Below are 17,011 nucleotides of genomic sequence, written 5' to 3' on the forward strand. Positions count from 1 at the left end.
CCGTTTAAAACCTAAGGAATTATGAAAAAGAAAAATATATTCGCGGTGTCATCAATGCTGGCACTGGCTGTGATGGGTGGCGGAATGTTAAGCTCATGCACAGGCGATTTCGAAGATCTGAATACAAACAAGACGCAGGTGGATCCTGATATATTGCCATTCTCAGCACAGTGTGCCGAGCCAATGAACTATTGCTATCCGCCTCATCAGAATATGTTCCAGTTCTGGACCAACCTCACCATCGACCTCTATGGCGGCTACTTCCAGACACCTCACGGCAACTTCACCAACTGCGATATGGGTGAAAACCGCGGACACAGTGGTGGTATGTATGAGAACTACTATCTGCACATCTTCAACAATACGCGCCGCAACATCGCCAGCCTCGACAAGCAGAATCTTGAAGGACTGGCTGGCACAATGCGCATCGTGCAGGCTGTAGGCACTATGCAGGCAACCGACGCCTACGGACCGCTTGCCTACTCGTCAATCATCAACGCCGAGAGCGAGTCGAGCTATCGTTTCGACAGCCAGCAGAAGCTCTATGAGTATATGCTCGACGACCTTGACAAGGCGATTGACGGATTGCAGAAGATGGACAATGTAGAGAAAACTTCACTTGCAACATACGACACTTGGGGCGGGGGCGACCCTGCCGTGTGGGTTCAGATAGCCAACACAATGAAGCTGCGCATCGCTCTCCGCTTGTCAAAGCGCGAGAGCGAGATGGCAGCCGACGGCTACGACCTCAAGGCGATTGCTACTGCTGCCGCTGCCAATACCCTCGCCGTTTCGGGCAAGGACATCGTGGTTAAGGACCAGAGCAATGAGCTGAAGCGTATGTTCGAATGGCTCGACTGCGGCATGAATGCCAACCTCGTGACACTGATGGTGGGCATGAACGACCCGCGTCTGCCTCTCTACATGACTAAGAATGCTGACGAGATTAAGAACGAGAAGGGCGAAGTGACAGCCAAGAACTCTGTATACTGCGGCATACGCTATGCAAGCGGCATGGCACAGAAGGGTTCTGACGGATGGTATGGCCACAAGATGTCGCAGTGGGTTGGTGCTTACAACGTTCCGCTGCCTATCTTCAAGGCTGCCGAGTCTTACTTCCTCCTGGCTGAGGCTAAGTTGCGCTGGGGCATCGGCTCTGAGAGCGTTAAGGCTCTCTACGAGAAGGGCATCCGCCTCTCTATCAAGAACGAGCTTGCATATAAGGGATCGTTTGCTGGCATCGAGAACATCAGCGAAGCCGACATCGACGCTTACATCAACGGCACAACCGGTCAGGCTGACTATGTAGACCCAGGCAACACTGCCAACAACTGCAAGGCTGTCAACCATCTCGGTGTGAAGTGGGACGATGCTGCAAGCAAGGAAGACCAGCTCGCACGCATACAGACACAGAAGTACATCGCTCTCTTCCCGCTCTCTAACGAAGGTTGGGCTGAGCAGCGTCGTACAGGCTACCCGAAGTTCTTCGTGGCACTGGTCAACAAGAGCAACGGTGCTGTCAATACAGAGGAAGGCGTTCGCCGCGTAATCTACAGCAGCAATGCTTACGACACCAATGCTGAAGGCATCAAGGGCGGTCTGGAACTCCTCGACAAGGAGAACACCAGCAAGAATGGCATCACTGGCGACAAGGGCGGTACTCACGTTTGGTGGGACAACGCCAACAAGGGAAATTTCTAAAACCTATAGCTGATAATTTAAGGGGCATACCTTTCGGGGTGTGCCCCTTTTTTCGGCATTTTTTGTTACCTTTGCAGTGACGTTAAAACCACAACGTCTGCATTATGAAGAAAATAGCAATACTCGATTTCGACGGCACCATAGCCGATACACGCCCCGTAATACTCAACACCTTCCACCGTACTCTCGACGCCATGCACCTGCCTCAGCACACCGACGACGAGATTGCGGCTACTATCGGATTGCCTCTGATGGAGGCTTTCCCCGTGCTCGAACCGATGGACGAGCGCATGGCGGCTGAGTGTACAGCCACCTACCGACGCATATTCCACGACGTGAATGCACAGATAGGCGTGCCCATGTTTCCGCACGTCGACGACACGTTGCGTCTGCTACATTCGCGCGGAATGATTCTCACCATTGCTACAAGCCGCAGCCATCAGTCGGCTGCCGACTTCATCAGTTCTTTTGCTCTTGACGACATTGTGACATACATCATCGGTTATGAGGATGTGAGCCATGCCAAGCCCCATCCCGAACCCGTTTTGAAGACCCTAAGCCACTTCGGATTGACAGCTGACGACGCAGTGGTAGTGGGCGACACCCATTTCGATATTCTCATGGGTCGCAATGCCGGCTGCGCCACTATCGGCGTTACCTACGGCAACGGCTCGCGCCAAAGTCTTGTTGAGGCAGGGGCAGACAGCGTTGTCGACGATTTCGCTGATATATCAAGGATATAAGAGAAAGTGTAGGGAAAATAATTGTCCTTTTGTCTCGCTTACTCGGATTTTTGCACTAACTTTGCAAAGTAAGATAAAAACTAAAAAACATATATAATTATGAGTACACTTAAAAAGCTATTCGCATCAAAACTTCTTGAAGTAAAGGCTATAAAGCTGCAACCCAACGACCCGTTCACATGGGCATCAGGTTGGAAGTCGCCAATCTATACAGACAACCGCAAGACTCTGGCTTATCCGGAGCTGCGCTCGTTTGTAAAGCAGGAGTTGGTACACCTCATCCACGAGGAATTCCCTGAGGCTAATGCCGTTGCAGGTGTTGCTACAGGTGCCATCGCACAGGGTGCGCTCGTAGCCGACGAGCTGTTGCTGCCTTACTGCTACGTTCGTCCGAAGCCGAAGGATCACGGCATGGGCAACCAGATTGAGGGCACTATCCCTGAGGGTGCAAAGGTAGTAGTAGTAGAGGACCTTATCTCTACCGGCGGTTCTTCGCTCAAGGCTGTTGACGCTCTCCGCAAGGCTGGCTTCGAGGTAGTAGGTATGGTGGCAAGCTACACATACGGTTTCCCCGTAGCCGAAGAGGCTTTCAAGGCTGCCAACGTGCGCCTCATCACACTCTCTGACTATGAGCACACCACAGCTATCGCAGCAGAGACAGGATATATTAAGAAGGAAGACCTTGAGGTGCTCGCTGAGTGGCGCAAGGATCCCGCTAACTGGAAGAAGTAAATTATGACAACATTCGAAAGTTCCATACGACAGATACCATTCCCACAGCAGAACGTTTACGACAAGCTTAGCGACCTCAACAACCTGCAGAAGCTTAAGGAACGCTACGAGCTGATGAAGGACAATATGCCCGAGGAGGCTCGCAAGCAGGCTGAGAAAATCAAGGACCTGGAGTTCGACCAGGACTCGTTGTCGGTGAATGTGCCGCCAGTGGGCAGCATCAAGCTGCGTGTGGTAAACCGCGAAGAACCCAAGTGCATCAAGTTTGAGACCGAGCAGAGCCCTATTCCGTTCAATTTCTGGATTCAGCTTCTGCCCGTCACCTCTACTTCGTGCAAGATGAAACTCACCATCAAGGCCGAACTTAATATGTTCATCAAGCAGATGGTGAAGAAGCCCCTGCAGGAAGGCATCGAGAAGATTGCCGACGTGCTTCAGATGATTCAGTATAACTAATATATAGGCCCTACCCCCGGCCCCTCCCCCGTAGGGAGGGGAGTGGTATGCATAGGAGGCTATGGCGTCCTCGCCGTTGCCTGCTTAAGCTAATCGAACATATTACTCCCCTCCCTGCGGGGGAGGGGCCGGGGGTAGGGCTTTCTTTTAAACCTTTATAATTATTATGGCAAGCAAACTTTGGGAAAAGAATTTCTCTGTTAATGAGGAGATTGAGCGCTTCACCGTAGGACGTGACCGCGAACTTGACATATACCTCGCCAAGTATGACGTGCTTGGCTCAATGGCTCATATCACCATGCTTGAATCGATTGGACTCATGCAGAAGGACGAGCTTGTACAGCTTCTGGCTGAACTGAAAAACATATACGCTGAGTGCGAGCGAGGCGAATTCGTAATTGAAGAGGGTGTAGAGGACGTTCACTCGCAGGTGGAACTGATGCTTACACGCCGCTTGGGCGACATGGGCAAGAAGATTCACTCGGGTCGCTCGCGCAACGACCAGGTGCTGGTCGACCTCAAGCTCTTCACACGTCACGAATTGCGTGAGGTGGTAGAGAGAGTTGACGCCTTGTTCCGCGAATTGCAGAAGAAGAGCGAGCAGTATAAGAATGTGCTCATGCCGGGCTATACACATTTGCAGATAGCCATGCCAAGCTCGTTCGGATTGTGGTTTGGCGCTCATGCCGAGTCGCTTGCCGACGACATGCTCTTTCTTCAGGCTGCCTATCGTCTCACCAATCGCAACCCGCTCGGTTCGGCTGCCGGCTATGGTTCGTCGTTCCCGTTGAACCGTGAGATGACCACACGTCTGTTGGGCTTCGACTCAATGGACTATAACGTGGTGTATGCTCAGATGGGACGTGGCAAGATGGAGCGCAATGTGGCTTTTGCCTTGGCTTCGGTAGCAGGTACTGTATCAAAGCTGGCTTTCGACGCCTGTCTGTTCAACAGCCAGAACTTCGCCTTTGTAAAGCTTCCCAAAGAATGCACCACCGGCTCGTCTATCATGCCGCACAAGAAGAACCCCGATGTGTTTGAGCTGATACGTGCCAAGTCTAACAAACTGCAGAGTCTGCCCACGCAGATACAGCTCATCATGAACAATCTGCCTACGGGCTACTTCCGCGACCTGCAGATCATAAAGGAAGTATTCCTCCCCGCCTTTGCCGAACTGAAGGACTGCCTCGACATGGCTGCCTACATCATTGAGCGTATTGAGGTGAATGAGCACATACTCGACAACCCGATGTACGACCCGATGTTCTCTGTTGAGGAGGTAAACCGTCTTGCTGCCGCCGGAACACCGTTCCGCGATGCCTACAAGCAGGTGGGACTGGAGATAGAGAACGGCACCTTCCATGCCGACCACAACATACACCACACTCACGAAGGCTCAATGGGCAATCTGTGCAACGACCGCATCGCGGCTCTCATGGACCAGACGCTCGCCGAGTTCCATTTCGAGCGCGTGGATGAGGCTGAAAAAGCGCTGCTTGCATAGGTAATTGAGAGTTGAAAATTGAGAGTTGAGAGTTATTTGAGTTGAGAATTGAGAATTTAAAGTTGAGAGTTATGATATGCTTTTTTCTTTTATTCGTCATGTTCCTTGTTTCGTCATGCTCGAATACAGACTTCGATTACTCGTCGCTTCATGCATACTTCGTGTTCGACAACGGTCAGCACCAGAATGCTACGCTACAGAGTGCGCTCAACCCATTGTCGCCGGGCGTGTTCTGTCGTGTCAGTGAGGGGCAGGAGGGAACTGTCACATACTTCTATTTCGAGAGCAATGAAGGGCTCTCAACCAAGCAGAAAGCAAATGCCGATGACATGCGTCGTACGCGTGCCATCGGCTTATATAACAAGACTGGTATAATTGTGGGCTACGGCAATCTCTCGTCGCCTGCCATACTATATGCCTTCGACTCGCAGTGTCCCAACTGCTATGCCCAGACAAACATGCTCAACAACAAGCTTGTATTTACGTCGAACGGTATAGTGTCGTGCAGCCGATGCAAGCGTCAATATAATCTTAACAACAATGGATTGTGTATCAATGCGGAAGGCAAGAAACTTATTAAGTATCGAGCCACATGCACCAATCCGCTCGGCATCCTCTCCGTAAATAACTAAAAAAAGGAATGTCGGACTTCCGTCCGACGTTCCTTTTTTTATTCCTCTACGCCGTTATAGTCCATTGGCATGTCGTTTTCGCTGCCATGGCTCTTGTTGGGGCGTTTCTTCTGTTTCATATTACCGAAGTTCCATGTCAGCGTCATGCTCACACGTCGTCCGCCGCGTCGGTTAATCTGGTGGCGTGTGAAGTTAGGTCCGCTGGTGAATGTCTCGAAGCGACGTGAGTCGAGTAGGTCGCGGCAGTTGACTGATAGTGTAAAGAGCTTGTTGAAGAAGTTCTTGCGAGCTCCGAAGTCAATGCTGTAGTTGGCCTTGCGATAACCCTGCGTGATGACCTGACGTGCTGTGTAGCGTCCGGTGGTCTGTATCGAGATGTCGTATGGCAGCATGAGCGAAGCCGTCATGCGGGCGTTCCATGTGAAGTTATGGTCGGAATTGCCCGTTACGGTCTGTCCGTCGATGTCGTACGAGAATCCGTTGAGACGATAGTAGTAGGCGTTTGCCGACGTGGTGAGGTCGAGAATGCGCCACAACTTGTTCTTTACGGTCATTTCCAATCCCGTTGACAGACTCTTAGCCACGTTCATAGATGTCTGGTAGAACAGTCCGTCTTCCTGATTCTTATAGCTTATGCGCTGTATCACGTCCGTAGTAGGACGATAGTAGGCGCTGACGAGCAGCGAGTGGTCGTTCCACTGCTTCAGATAGTTGAGCGAGAACGAATTGCTGAACTCAGGAGTCAGATACGGGTTACCGAACGAAACCGTAGTAGCGTCGCGTGTGTCGCGGAATGAGTTGAGCTGTCCGCCCCACGGACGGCGCAGACGTCGGGTGTAGTTGAGCTGCAACTGCTGTGTCTCGGTCATCTGCCACGACATGAATACCGACGGGAACAGCTGGAAGTAGTCCTTCTTGAAGGGTTGCTCGCGCAGCGACGCATCGTGCTCCTGCTCCCATGTGTAGCTCTCGGTGTTGACGCGCCAGTATTCGCCGCGCAATCCGCCCATCAGGCTCAGCGCACCGAACTTATAGCTCAGTGTGGTGTAGAAGGCATGCAGGTCCTGCTTGTAGATGAAGCGGTTGAAGAACAGTTTGTCCTCAGAGGCATTTGTTCCGTCGAATGAGGAATTGTCAATGTATGACTCCTGCGGCGTGTTCTCGCGCGAAAAACTGCCGTTATAGCCAGCTTCTACCTTGAAGTTCTTGGTCACCTGGTTCTCGTATTCGAGTTTCAGCTCCTTGCGGTGGTTGTTGATGTGCTGCGGACGATACTGATAGCTGTACGTCACGTCGTCTACATTGGCTATTACGGTAGAGTCCTGATACCAGTTGTCGCCGTTCATCTTCCAGCTGCTCAGGTTGGCAGTGAAGTCGATGAAGTGCTTGTCGGTGAACGAGTGGCGATAGTTGAACTCGCCGTAGCGCATGTCCATGCCAGTGCGTGAGCGGTTGAGTCGGTCGAGCTGATAGTCGTTGAGTCCGCTTGCCACGGCAGTGTACATATACGGAGTGTAGCTGTGGCTGTTTCCGCCACCGTGCATGAGCATACCGTTAAGGCTGAAGTCGTCCTTTGTCGTAGCGTGCAGCGTCACACCGGCACGTGTGAATAAGTTGTTGCCACGCTGCTTGCTGTCGCTGTCGTATGTCTGATTGTATGTATTGCTGGTCTGCTGGCTCTCCATGTGTCCGGTGTTGGCACGATGGCGGTAGCCGATGTTCAGATAAGTGTCAATCAGTCGGCTGTTGTAGTTGATGTTGAAGCTTGTGTTGGCACCGCCGCGAGTGTCGCCACCAGCCTGCACCGAGCCGTAATAGCCAGCCTTGCGGTCTTTCTTTAATACAATGTTTATGATACCAGCTGAACCTTCAGCCGAGAATTTTGCCGAAGGATTGTCGATAACCTCTACACGCTCAATGCTTTCAGCCGGCAACTGCTGCAGAATCTGTGCACGGTTGTCGGAAGTCAGTCCCGATGCCTTGCCATTAATCCATACCTCTACGCTCGAATTGCCACGCAGCGATACATTGCCGTCGTTGTCAACCTCGATAGAGGGCACGTTGTCGAGCACGTCAGATGCCGACTGTCCGGCGTTGCTGATGAGCTGGCCGACGTCAAACGACTTTCGGTCGACCTCCAGTTTCATTGTGGCGCGCTGTCCGGTTACGGTCACCTCGTTCAGCTGCTTGGCATCCTCAGCCATATACAGCAGCTTGAATTGCACCTCACGTTTGGCAGGAGTAATCTCAAACTGACGTGTCACGTCCTTGTAGCCCATAAAAGTAAGCGAAAGCGTGTACTTGCCGTCCTTGAGTCCGGTCACGTTGAAGTTGCCGCCAGCATCGGTAATGCCACCGCCGGCGAACTTGTCGCTACCTTGTTCAGTCACTTTGATATTGACAAAACCGAGAGGTTCAGACTTCTGTCGGTCCAATATCTTGCCTTTCACGATGCCTTGCGCTCGTCCGGTATAAGCACACAGACAGAGCAAGAAGAATAATATAAAACGTTTCATATATGAGTATAAGACGGATTAAGTGTAATGAATGTTTAACCGGCATATATGATTTTGACATAAATCAAGCGTTTTCTTGCCGATAATATATGGAAGACCATTACAAGGCTTTGCTCGATTATTTCAAGATAAAGTATTAAGCAACAAAACGCCCTGTAAGTGCAAAAGCATTGATTGTCTATGCTTTTGCGCTTACAGGGCGCATTGTTTATTATCAAGACTTGTAAGTTTACAAAGCATACTACTCCCCTCCCTACGGGGGAGGGGCAGGGGGTGGGGCTTTCTATTCGGCAAACGCAGCTGCTTCTGCCGCAGCAATGATGTCCTCGCGGCTCTGTTCGCGTGCTGAGATGTGGCTCAGGTCAAACTCCTTGTCGTCAAGATTGCACGATTGGCTCTGAGGCGTTTCTTTTGGCGTCTCGTCTACTTCAGGCGCATTGCTGTACATTGGCGAGCGGCGTCCTTTTTTTGCCTTCTTGCCGCCTTTGATAGTCTCTACGGCAGCTTCTGCATGAGCTTCTACCTCCGGATTCTTGATGATGAACTCGTCAGCCTCCGGCTCTATAGACGGAACGTTCTGTACGGGTTCTTCCTCCATCTTGGTGCGCTCGGTCTTGGCAGCGAACACCTCGTCGATATATTGCGGCTCCTTGCGCAGGCGTTCGAGTGTCAGCTTCGAAGCCATCTGCTGGCTTTCCTTCTTGCTGAATCCCGTGCCGATGCATCCCTCTACAGTCTCAAGCATCACCTGATACTTGAATACGGGCGAACCTGTCTTGTCCTTCTCCTGCGACAGAACGCGGAAGTCAATGCGCACACGGTTTTTCTGACTCCATTCGATGAGCTTGCTCTTGAAGTTCACTTCCTTATAAGCAACCTTGTCGATGTTTATCATTTGTGTCAGTATTCGCTTGCGCATAAACTTCATGCATGCGTCGTAGCCACGGTCGAGGTATATGGCTCCTACGAGAGCCTCGAAGGCGTTGCCACCCATGTATGAGTTGTGCGACGAAGAGCGTCCGTTGGACAGTATGAGCTGGTTGATGCCCATCTCCTGTGCCAGACGGTTGAGTGTCTCGCGCTGCACGAGTTTGGAGCGGGTATTGGTGAGGAAACCCTCGCGCTTGCCAGGGAAGTGGCGGTAGACGATATCGCCCACGGTAGCGTCGAGAATGGCATCGCCAAGAAATTCGAGTCGTTCGTTGTTCACCGGTTTGCCCTTGGCGTTGCGCTTGAACATGCTCTTGTGCATGAGCGCCAGCTTGTAGAAGCTGATGTCGTGCGGGTAGAATCCGATGATTTGGCGTAAAGACAAATAAAGCTCCTTGTCCTTACGGAAAGGGAGCTTCATTCTGTCGATGAGATTACTCAGCATATTTCTTGAATATTACACATGCATTGTGGCCTCCGAAACCGAATGTGTTGCTCAGTGCAGCACGTACCTCACGCTTCTGTGCCTTGTTGAAGGTGTAGTTGAGGTTGTAGTCGATCTCCGGATCCTGGTCGTCATCAGCGTGGTTGATGGTAGGCGGAACGATGTCGTTCTTCACTGCAAGCACCGAAGCAAGAGCCTCCACAGCACCGGCAGCGCCGAGCAAGTGGCCAGTCATAGACTTGGTAGAGCTGATGTTGAGCTTGTAAGCGGCCTCGCCGAACACCTGCTTGATGGCCTTAGCCTCAGAGATGTCGCCCACGTGTGTAGATGTGCCGTGTACGTTGATATAGTCGATGTCCTCTGGCTTCATGCCTGCGTCCTCAAGAGCGTTCTCCATTACGAGGCGAGCGCCGAGACCCTCAGGGTGAGAAGCTGTGATGTGGTGAGCGTCGGCAGACATGCCTTCGCCAACCATTTCTGCGTAGATTTTGGCTCCGCGTGCCTTGGCGTGCTCAAGTTCCTCAAGGATGAGGCAGCCTGCGCCTTCGCCCATGATGAATCCGTCGCGGCTTGCGCTGAACGGACGTGATGCGTGCTCAGGATCGTCGTTGCGTGTAGAGAGAGCGTGCATGGCGTTGAATCCGCCTACACCACTAGGTGTGATAGCTGCCTCTGCACCGCCGCTTACGATGACGTTGGCCTTACCCAGACGGATGAGGTTGAAAGCGTCAGCAAGAGCGTTGGTAGATGATGCGCATGCAGATGTTGTTGTAAAGTTAGGACCATGGAATCCATACATGATAGATATCTGGCCTGCTGCGATGTCGGCAATCATCTTCGGGATGAAGAAGGGATTGAACTTAGGACCGTTCTCCTTGTGCTGTGCATAGTAGCCTACTTCTTCCTCGAAAGTCTTGATGCCACCGATGCCCACGCCGTAGATTACGCCGATGCGGTTCTTGTCTTCTGTGTCAAGATCCATGCCCGAGTCCTGGACTGCCTGCATTGCTGCGATGATAGCGAGCTGTGTATAGCGGTCCATCTTGCGAGCTTCCTTGCGGTCGATGAAGTCGTTTATCTTAAGATTCTTCACCTCGCATGCAAACTGAGTCTTGAACTCTGAAGCGTCGAACAATGTGATGGGGGCTGCGCCGCTTACGCCGGCGACAAGGTTGTTCCAAGTCTCTTCAGCAGTGTTGCCCAATGGGGTAACGGCTCCAAGACCTGTAACTACTACTCTTTTTAATTCCATTTAAAATAGTTTCGGGTTATGGTTGAAAAAAATGGTTTATGGTTTATGTACACCATAAACTATAAACCATAAACCTTATTTATTTTGCGTTCTCCTCGATGTAAGCGATAGCGTCGCCAACAGTGCCGATCTTCTCAGCCTTGTCATCAGGGATAGAGATGCCGAACTCCTTCTCGAACTCCATGATGAGCTCTACGGTGTCAAGTGAGTCTGCACCAAGGTCGTTTGTGAAGCTTGCTTCAGGCTTAACGTCTGCTTCGTCTACACCGAGCTTGTCAACGATGATAGCTTTTACTTTTGATTCGATTTCTGACATAATTTCTAATTTTAAAGTGTTTATAATGTAATTTCCTTTTTAAAAACTTTGCAAAGGAACTAATTTTTATTCATATAGGCAAATATTTTCTTGCAAAAAGACACACTGTGTGCACAAACACCCTATAAATGTGCATTTTTTTTGCCTTATTTTATCCTACCTGTGAGCCTGGCTTGACATTGCCCAGCACTGATGTCACATTGAGCGAACCGTCGAAGTTGACTGCCGACAGTATCATTCCCTGGCTCTCGATGCCCATCATCTTGCGCGGAGCGAAGTTGGCTACGAACAGTACGTCCTTGCCGATGAGTTGCTCCGGCTCGTAGTAGGCTGCGATGCCGCTGAGTATGGTGCGGTCCTTGCCCGAGCCGTCGTCGATGGTAAACTGAAGGAGTTTCTTCGACTTCTTCACCTTCTGGCAGTCCTTGATGTGGCCTACGCGTATGTCCATCTTCTCGAATGTCTCGAAGTCGACGTTCTCCTTGATGGGTGCAGCCACGTACGATGCTGCCTCGTTTGCCTTCTTGGTGTCCTCGAGCTTCTGCAGCTGGGCGTTGATGGCGTCGTCCTCAATCTTCTCGAAGAGCAGGGCTGGAGTGCCGAGCTGGTGTCCGGGCTTGAGGAGTTTGGTGCTGCCGAGCTGGTCCCATTCGGTTTCGGCTACGTTGAGCATTTCGCGGAGCTTGGCTGAGCTGAACGGAAGGAACGGCTCGAATGCTATTTCGAGGTTGGCTACGAGCTGCAGTGAGATGTAGAGTATGGTCTTCACGCGCTCCATGTCGGTCTTGGCTACGTGCCAAGGCTCGCAGTCGGTGATGTACTTGTTGCCGATACGTGCCAGATTCATTGCCTCCTTCTGGGCGTCGCGGAACTTGAATGCGTCGAGCAGAGCCTCCACCTTCTGCTTCACGTCCTTGAATTCCTCGATGGCAGCGCGGTCAACGTCCTGAAGCTCGCCGCACTCAGGCACGATGCCGTTGAAGTATTTCTTGGTGAGCTGCAGTGCACGGTTTACGAAGTTGCCGTAAACGGCTACAAGCTCGTTGTTGTTGCGGTCCTGGAAATCCTTCCATGTGAAGTTGTTGTCCTTGGTCTCCGGAGCGTTGGCAGTGAGCACATAGCGCAGCACGTCCTGCTTGCCGGGGAAGTCGACGAGATATTCGTGGAGCCATACAGCCCAGTTGCGTGATGTGGAAATCTTGTCGTTCTCAAGGTTGAGGAATTCGTTTGAGGGTACGTTGTCGGGCAGTATGTAGTCGCCGTGAGCCTTGAGCATTGTGGGGAACACGATGCAGTGGAACACGATGTTGTCCTTGCCAATGAAGTGGATGAGGCGTGACGACGGGTCTTGCCACCACTTCTGCCACGGACCCCACTTCTCGGGCTGGGCGTCGCACAGCTCCTTGGTGTTTGAGATGTAGCCGATAGGAGCGTCAAACCATACGTAGAGCACCTTGCCCTCAGCTCCCTCAACTGGTACGGGAATGCCCCAGTCGAGGTCGCGGGTCATAGCGCGCGGCTGCAGATCCATGTCGAGCCACGACTTGCACTGGCCGTAAACGTTGGGGCGCCACTCCTTGTGGTCTTCCAGAATCCACTGCTTCAGCCAGTTCTGATAGTTGTTGAGCGGCAGATACCAGTTCTTGGTGGCTTTCTTTACGAGTCCATGACCCGGGTTGTTCTTGTTGGTGGGGTTGATAAGTTCCTCGGGCGAGAGTGTGGCACCGCACTTCTCGCACTGGTCGCCGTAAGCGCCCTCGGCACCGCAGCGCGGACATGTACCTACGATGTTGCGGTCGGTGAGGAATTCGCCTGTCACCTCGTCGCAGAACTGCTCCTCGGTCTTCTCTACCAGCTCGTGCTTGTCGTAGAGAGTGCGGAAGAAGTCGCTGGCAAACTTGTTGTGGATTTTTGATGTGGTGCGGCTATAGATGTCGAACGAAATGCCGAAGTCCTCGAACGATTTCTTGATGAGGTTATGGTAGCGGTCTACCACTTCCTGAACGGTGATGCCCTCCTTGCGGGCGCGGATTGTTACGGGCACGCCGTGCTCGTCGCTGCCGCCGATGAACATCACCTCCTGCTTCTTCAGGCGCAGATAGCGCACGTAGATGTCGGCAGGAACATACACGCCGGCAAGGTGGCCGATGTGTACGCCACCGTTGGCATACGGCAGTGCCGCAGTGACGGTGGTGCGTTTGAAATTCTTTTCTTCCATATATAATAATGTGATTTTTTTGTTTCTGAGTGCAAAGTTAGTGCAAATCGAACACAATTCAAAACAAGCAGCTCGTTTTTATTGTCAAATTGATATTTATTATATATAATAAGGTGTAGCCGTAAGACTACCTGTTTTGCTGAAAAAGCCCCTTTATAGTGCGTTAATATCAAAAATGTGCAATTTTGCCACTTTTTCATATCAAAAATGTGTAACTTTGCCGAAAAAGGATATTAACCAATGGAAATAAAGAGGGATATAATAGAGAAACTGAAAGCGTGGAAAGAGAATCCACGCCGTAAGCCCTTGGTGTTGCAGGGTGCTCGCCAGGTAGGCAAGTCGTGGGCATTGAAGAAGTTTGGCAAGGAATGTTTTGACGACATTGTTTATATAAACTTCGACACAATGCCTGCTCTAAAGGAAGACTTCAGACGAACCAAGGTGCCGGCACAGCTCATAAGGCAGATGGAGATAATGACGGGCAAGCCGATAACTCCTTCGTCTACGCTTATAATTCTTGACGAGATACAGGAGTGTAACGATGCATTGAACAGCCTGAAGTATTTCTGCGAGGATGCTCCTGAGTATGCTGTAGTATGTGCCGGTTCGCTCTTAGGGGTGGCTTTAAATCGTTCGGGGGCTTCCTTTCCGGTAGGCAAGGTGAATTTCATGACTCTATACCCAGTGTCGTTTGCTGAATATCTCAGAGCAATTGATGCCCAGCTGTATCATGCCTATGAGATGATAGACACCATTATGGCTGTGCCGGAGGTGATACATCAGCAATTGACAGATGCCTATAAGGCGTATCTTGTATTGGGAGGTATGCCCGAAGCTGTGAGTGCGTATATTGACGCCAAGGATTGGGAGGAGGCGAAGGCCATACAGGACGGCATACTCCAGTCTTATTCATTAGACTTTGCCAAGCACATCAACAATAAGGACATTCCGCGAGTGTTTCAGGTGTGGGGCAATTTGCAAGACCAATTGGCACGTGAAGACAAGAAGTTCAGATACGGTGACGTTCAAAAAGGAGCCAGAGCACGTGAGTATGAAGGAGCTATAGAATGGCTGTGTCTTGCAGGATTGGTACATCGTGTGTCGGCATTGGAGACTCCAAGGCTTCCTTTGTCTGCCTATAAGAAAAGCAATGCATTCAAGCTGTATCTTAATGATGTGGGATTGTTAGGGCGTAAATTTGACTTGGATGTGCAGACAGTATTGGCTGGCGACAATTTGTTTACCGAATTCAAGGGCGTTATGGCTGAAAACTACGTGCTGCAGTCGCTTGTTCGTCAGTTTGGCAACTCACAATACTATTGGACATCGGGCAACATGGCAGAAGTGGAGTTTGTATTACAGGCTGATGGCAAAATCATTCCGATAGAAGTGAAGGCTGACAAGAATGTGACAGCAAAAAGTCTGGCGTATTATCGTAAGCAATATACCCCTCAATTGTCTGTGCGACTTTCCACGCTCAATATGCGTAAGGATGACGATTTGCTCAATCTGCCGCTGTATCTTGTTGACAAAATGAGCCGGTTTATCAGCGTGGCAGATTGGAATAAAGATTAAGGGAAGAAGTACACACAAGGCAGCACATTGGGTGTACGGATTGAAAATAACAAAACGCCCTGCAAGGGCAAAAGCATTGATAATTAACGCTTTTGCACTTGCAGGGCGCATTGTTTTATTAGGGTTTATCTTGAGCGTCAAACGGGAGTATGACGTGCAAGCTGATTAACCTAATTGGGGGTTATTGAATATTTTGTTCTCTCCATAAGACGGTTTTTATTGTGAGGACAGGGCGAACTTCGTATTCAGTGCTGGGATTATCTTTTTTAAAAGGATATACATAGAAAACTTTATCATCCCCATGAAAATTCATTGTAGTTCTATTACCTTCCTCCAAATCGTCTGAAACCCAGAATTTACCTGATACATAACCTTTGGGACTTGTACTGTCACCAGAAAGGAACAATTCATTTGCGGTATATCCCGGTTGTTTACCCGTTAATGTAAATCCATGTTTATTATTGTTCTCATAAGTACCTTTGAGTATTTCAGTATTTAGGGAGTCTTTACTAACAATGGCCTCTACTTCACTAAGTAAAGGTGTTTGCCAATTCTTTCCCCATACATATTCGTCGCCAGTCTTTGCTGCCTCGGCCCAATTCATTTTTTTAGCTACATTCACAATAGCAAATCTCGGACCACCAATCCACATCTGTACCCATCCTATTTTCTCTGTCTTACCATTGATGGTTGCAGTAGCAGTACCAGTAGTCGGACCGGTAGTAAGCGTATAGTATCTGCCAGCAGTCAAGCCTGCTGTTTTTGTGGTCTTGATATGGTTTTCGTCATTTGTATTGTACACCGAAATCTTCACCCCAGCAGGAACTATGACATAATAGATGCCGGCATTGCCAGTGCTCTCTTTAGTGAATACCGAAACCTTAGTGTCGCTTTTCACTACATCGTAGCCAGCCTCATTCTTCTTAGCCTTCAGACCCGACACATACTTGCCGTCAGCGGTCTTCAGATAGATGTCGCACGGACCATAGTTGTCCACCTTAACGATGCGGAGCACGGCAGCCTGGGCTTTCATATTGATGGTGAGGCCTTCGGCACCGGTTGTAGCTTTTTCGGTCTTTCCTGCCAACGCATACAGATCTGCAGCTGATTCGGTTGTGCCCTGCTGATTGGTAAGGTTGATATTGGTGCTGGGATAGTAAGCATACCAGTCGGCGGCAGTATTGGTAGCCTTAGCGTCAGCGCACGAGAAATTAGCACCGCTCTTGGTGAATGTGTAATAGTTTCCTATTAAGTTGTTGCCAACCTGAACCTGGTCGTTGTCTGTATATGTGAATTTCCATGTACTACCGCATGTGTCATTTGGCTCGAATGTGGCGCGTGTGTCATCCTGCTCTACATTGGCAATAAGGGTCATTCCCTTGCCCTGACCGTTGTTTGAATCGTCGTTGTCGTTGGCGATGTCGCTGCTGCACGATGTGAAAATAGTGGCTACAGCAGCCAATGCTAATAATATAGTCTTTTTCATTACCTTTGTAATTCTTATAGCTCTCTTTGTGTTATCTTACTACTTACTTATCGTTTTTCTTAAGCGTTGTTAGATTTTTTACTCCCAAACGTCGTCGCCGTCGCCTGATGTGATGTCTTCATCGTGCGTAAAACCACCTGTTGCTGGTACAGAAGCCTCACCGCTACCGGCAAGAATTGCCTGCGGTTCAAACATAATGATACTAATCTGGGGGGCCAGATACTTCTTCTTGCTCATAACTTAAAAACAAATTGGATTAAATAGTTAATCTAAATTCCGCAGCACTTTAGTTTAACTTTTTTATAAGTACTTGAGCAACAAAAAGTTGCCCAGGATTTTGCCGTGTCAGATTTTTCACTTATCTTAGTGTTGCAATTAGAAAACAAGCGAAAATCGTAACAAGGCATGGCAAAGGTACAAATAAAATCTGAGAAACTCACACCTTTTGGAGGAATTTTTTCAATCATGGAGAAATTTGACTCCATGCTTTCACCCGTTATCGACT

The 17,011-nt window shown here is 50.1% G+C and carries 13 protein-coding genes; 7 read left to right on the forward strand and 6 right to left on the reverse strand.

The genetic code is table 11. The features are described 5' to 3' along the window. Nucleotides 1-21: 21 nt before the first annotated feature. The 6 genes from I6E38_RS08950 to I6E38_RS08975 all read left to right on the forward strand — a co-directional run bounded on the left by I6E38_RS08950 (nucleotide 22) and on the right by I6E38_RS08975 (nucleotide 5,768). Complete coding sequence (locus I6E38_RS08950) at nucleotides 22-1,701, forward strand: SusD/RagB family nutrient-binding outer membrane lipoprotein (protein ID WP_235393651.1); 1,680 nt, start codon at nucleotides 22-24, stop codon at nucleotides 1,699-1,701. Nucleotides 1,702-1,805: 104 nt separating this feature from the next. After that, the gene (locus tag I6E38_RS08955; RefSeq protein WP_235393652.1) at nucleotides 1,806-2,444 is read left to right on the forward strand and encodes an HAD family hydrolase; all 639 of its coding nucleotides are present in this window, start codon (nucleotides 1,806-1,808) and stop codon (nucleotides 2,442-2,444) included. Nucleotides 2,445-2,543: 99 nt separating this feature from the next. Beyond that, the gene (gene pyrE / locus I6E38_RS08960) at nucleotides 2,544-3,176 is read left to right on the forward strand and encodes an orotate phosphoribosyltransferase (protein WP_235393653.1); all 633 of its coding nucleotides are present in this window, start codon (nucleotides 2,544-2,546) and stop codon (nucleotides 3,174-3,176) included. Between the two features lie 3 nt (nucleotides 3,177-3,179). Continuing rightward, on the forward strand, nucleotides 3,180-3,632 hold the full coding sequence (locus tag I6E38_RS08965) for an SRPBCC family protein (protein WP_235393654.1): 453 nt from the start codon (nucleotides 3,180-3,182) through the stop codon (nucleotides 3,630-3,632). Between the two features lie 166 nt (nucleotides 3,633-3,798). Then, complete coding sequence (argH, locus tag I6E38_RS08970) at nucleotides 3,799-5,136, forward strand: argininosuccinate lyase (RefSeq protein ID WP_235393655.1); 1,338 nt, start codon at nucleotides 3,799-3,801, stop codon at nucleotides 5,134-5,136. Nucleotides 5,137-5,207: 71 nt separating this feature from the next. Next, the gene (locus tag I6E38_RS08975) at nucleotides 5,208-5,768 is read left to right on the forward strand and encodes a hypothetical protein (protein WP_235393656.1); all 561 of its coding nucleotides are present in this window, start codon (nucleotides 5,208-5,210) and stop codon (nucleotides 5,766-5,768) included. A 38-nt stretch (nucleotides 5,769-5,806) separates the two neighbouring features. On the opposite strand, the gene I6E38_RS08980 is transcribed toward I6E38_RS08975, so the two are convergent. The 5 genes from I6E38_RS08980 to metG form a co-directional block, all read right to left on the reverse strand. Beyond that, a complete protein-coding gene (locus I6E38_RS08980; protein WP_235393657.1) occupies nucleotides 5,807-8,284 on the reverse strand; it encodes a TonB-dependent receptor in 2,478 nt (825 codons plus the stop codon). A gap of 283 nt (nucleotides 8,285-8,567) precedes the next feature. Further along, nucleotides 8,568-9,659 carry a ribonuclease III gene (gene rnc, locus I6E38_RS08985; protein WP_235393658.1) on the reverse strand — a complete coding sequence of 364 codons (1,092 nt, stop codon included), beginning with the start codon at nucleotides 9,657-9,659 and terminating at the stop codon, nucleotides 8,568-8,570. Next, nucleotides 9,649-10,911 carry a beta-ketoacyl-ACP synthase II gene (gene fabF / locus I6E38_RS08990; RefSeq protein WP_235393659.1) on the reverse strand — a complete coding sequence of 421 codons (1,263 nt, stop codon included), beginning with the start codon at nucleotides 10,909-10,911 and terminating at the stop codon, nucleotides 9,649-9,651. The genes rnc and fabF overlap by 11 nt, the downstream gene beginning before the upstream one ends. Before the next feature lie 79 nt (nucleotides 10,912-10,990). Beyond that, a complete protein-coding gene (locus I6E38_RS08995; RefSeq protein WP_094879135.1) occupies nucleotides 10,991-11,227 on the reverse strand; it encodes an acyl carrier protein in 237 nt (78 codons plus the stop codon). Between the two features lie 151 nt (nucleotides 11,228-11,378). After that, on the reverse strand, nucleotides 11,379-13,445 hold the full coding sequence (gene metG / locus I6E38_RS09000; protein ID WP_235393660.1) for a methionine--tRNA ligase: 2,067 nt from the start codon (nucleotides 13,443-13,445) through the stop codon (nucleotides 11,379-11,381). Nucleotides 13,446-13,685: 240 nt separating this feature from the next. Here metG and I6E38_RS09005 point away from each other — a divergent pair, with 240 nt between their 5' ends. After that, complete coding sequence (locus tag I6E38_RS09005) at nucleotides 13,686-15,020, forward strand: ATP-binding protein (RefSeq protein ID WP_235393661.1); 1,335 nt, start codon at nucleotides 13,686-13,688, stop codon at nucleotides 15,018-15,020. A gap of 181 nt (nucleotides 15,021-15,201) precedes the next feature. Here the strand turns inward: I6E38_RS09005 and I6E38_RS09010 are convergent, their stop codons facing one another. Next, nucleotides 15,202-16,506 carry a fimbrillin family protein gene (locus tag I6E38_RS09010; RefSeq protein WP_235393662.1) on the reverse strand — a complete coding sequence of 435 codons (1,305 nt, stop codon included), beginning with the start codon at nucleotides 16,504-16,506 and terminating at the stop codon, nucleotides 15,202-15,204. Nucleotides 16,507-17,011: the final 505 nt, after the last annotated feature.

The sequence above is a fragment of the Leyella stercorea genome, assembly GCF_021531355.1.
In the GTDB taxonomy this organism is placed as follows: domain Bacteria; phylum Bacteroidota; class Bacteroidia; order Bacteroidales; family Bacteroidaceae; genus Prevotella.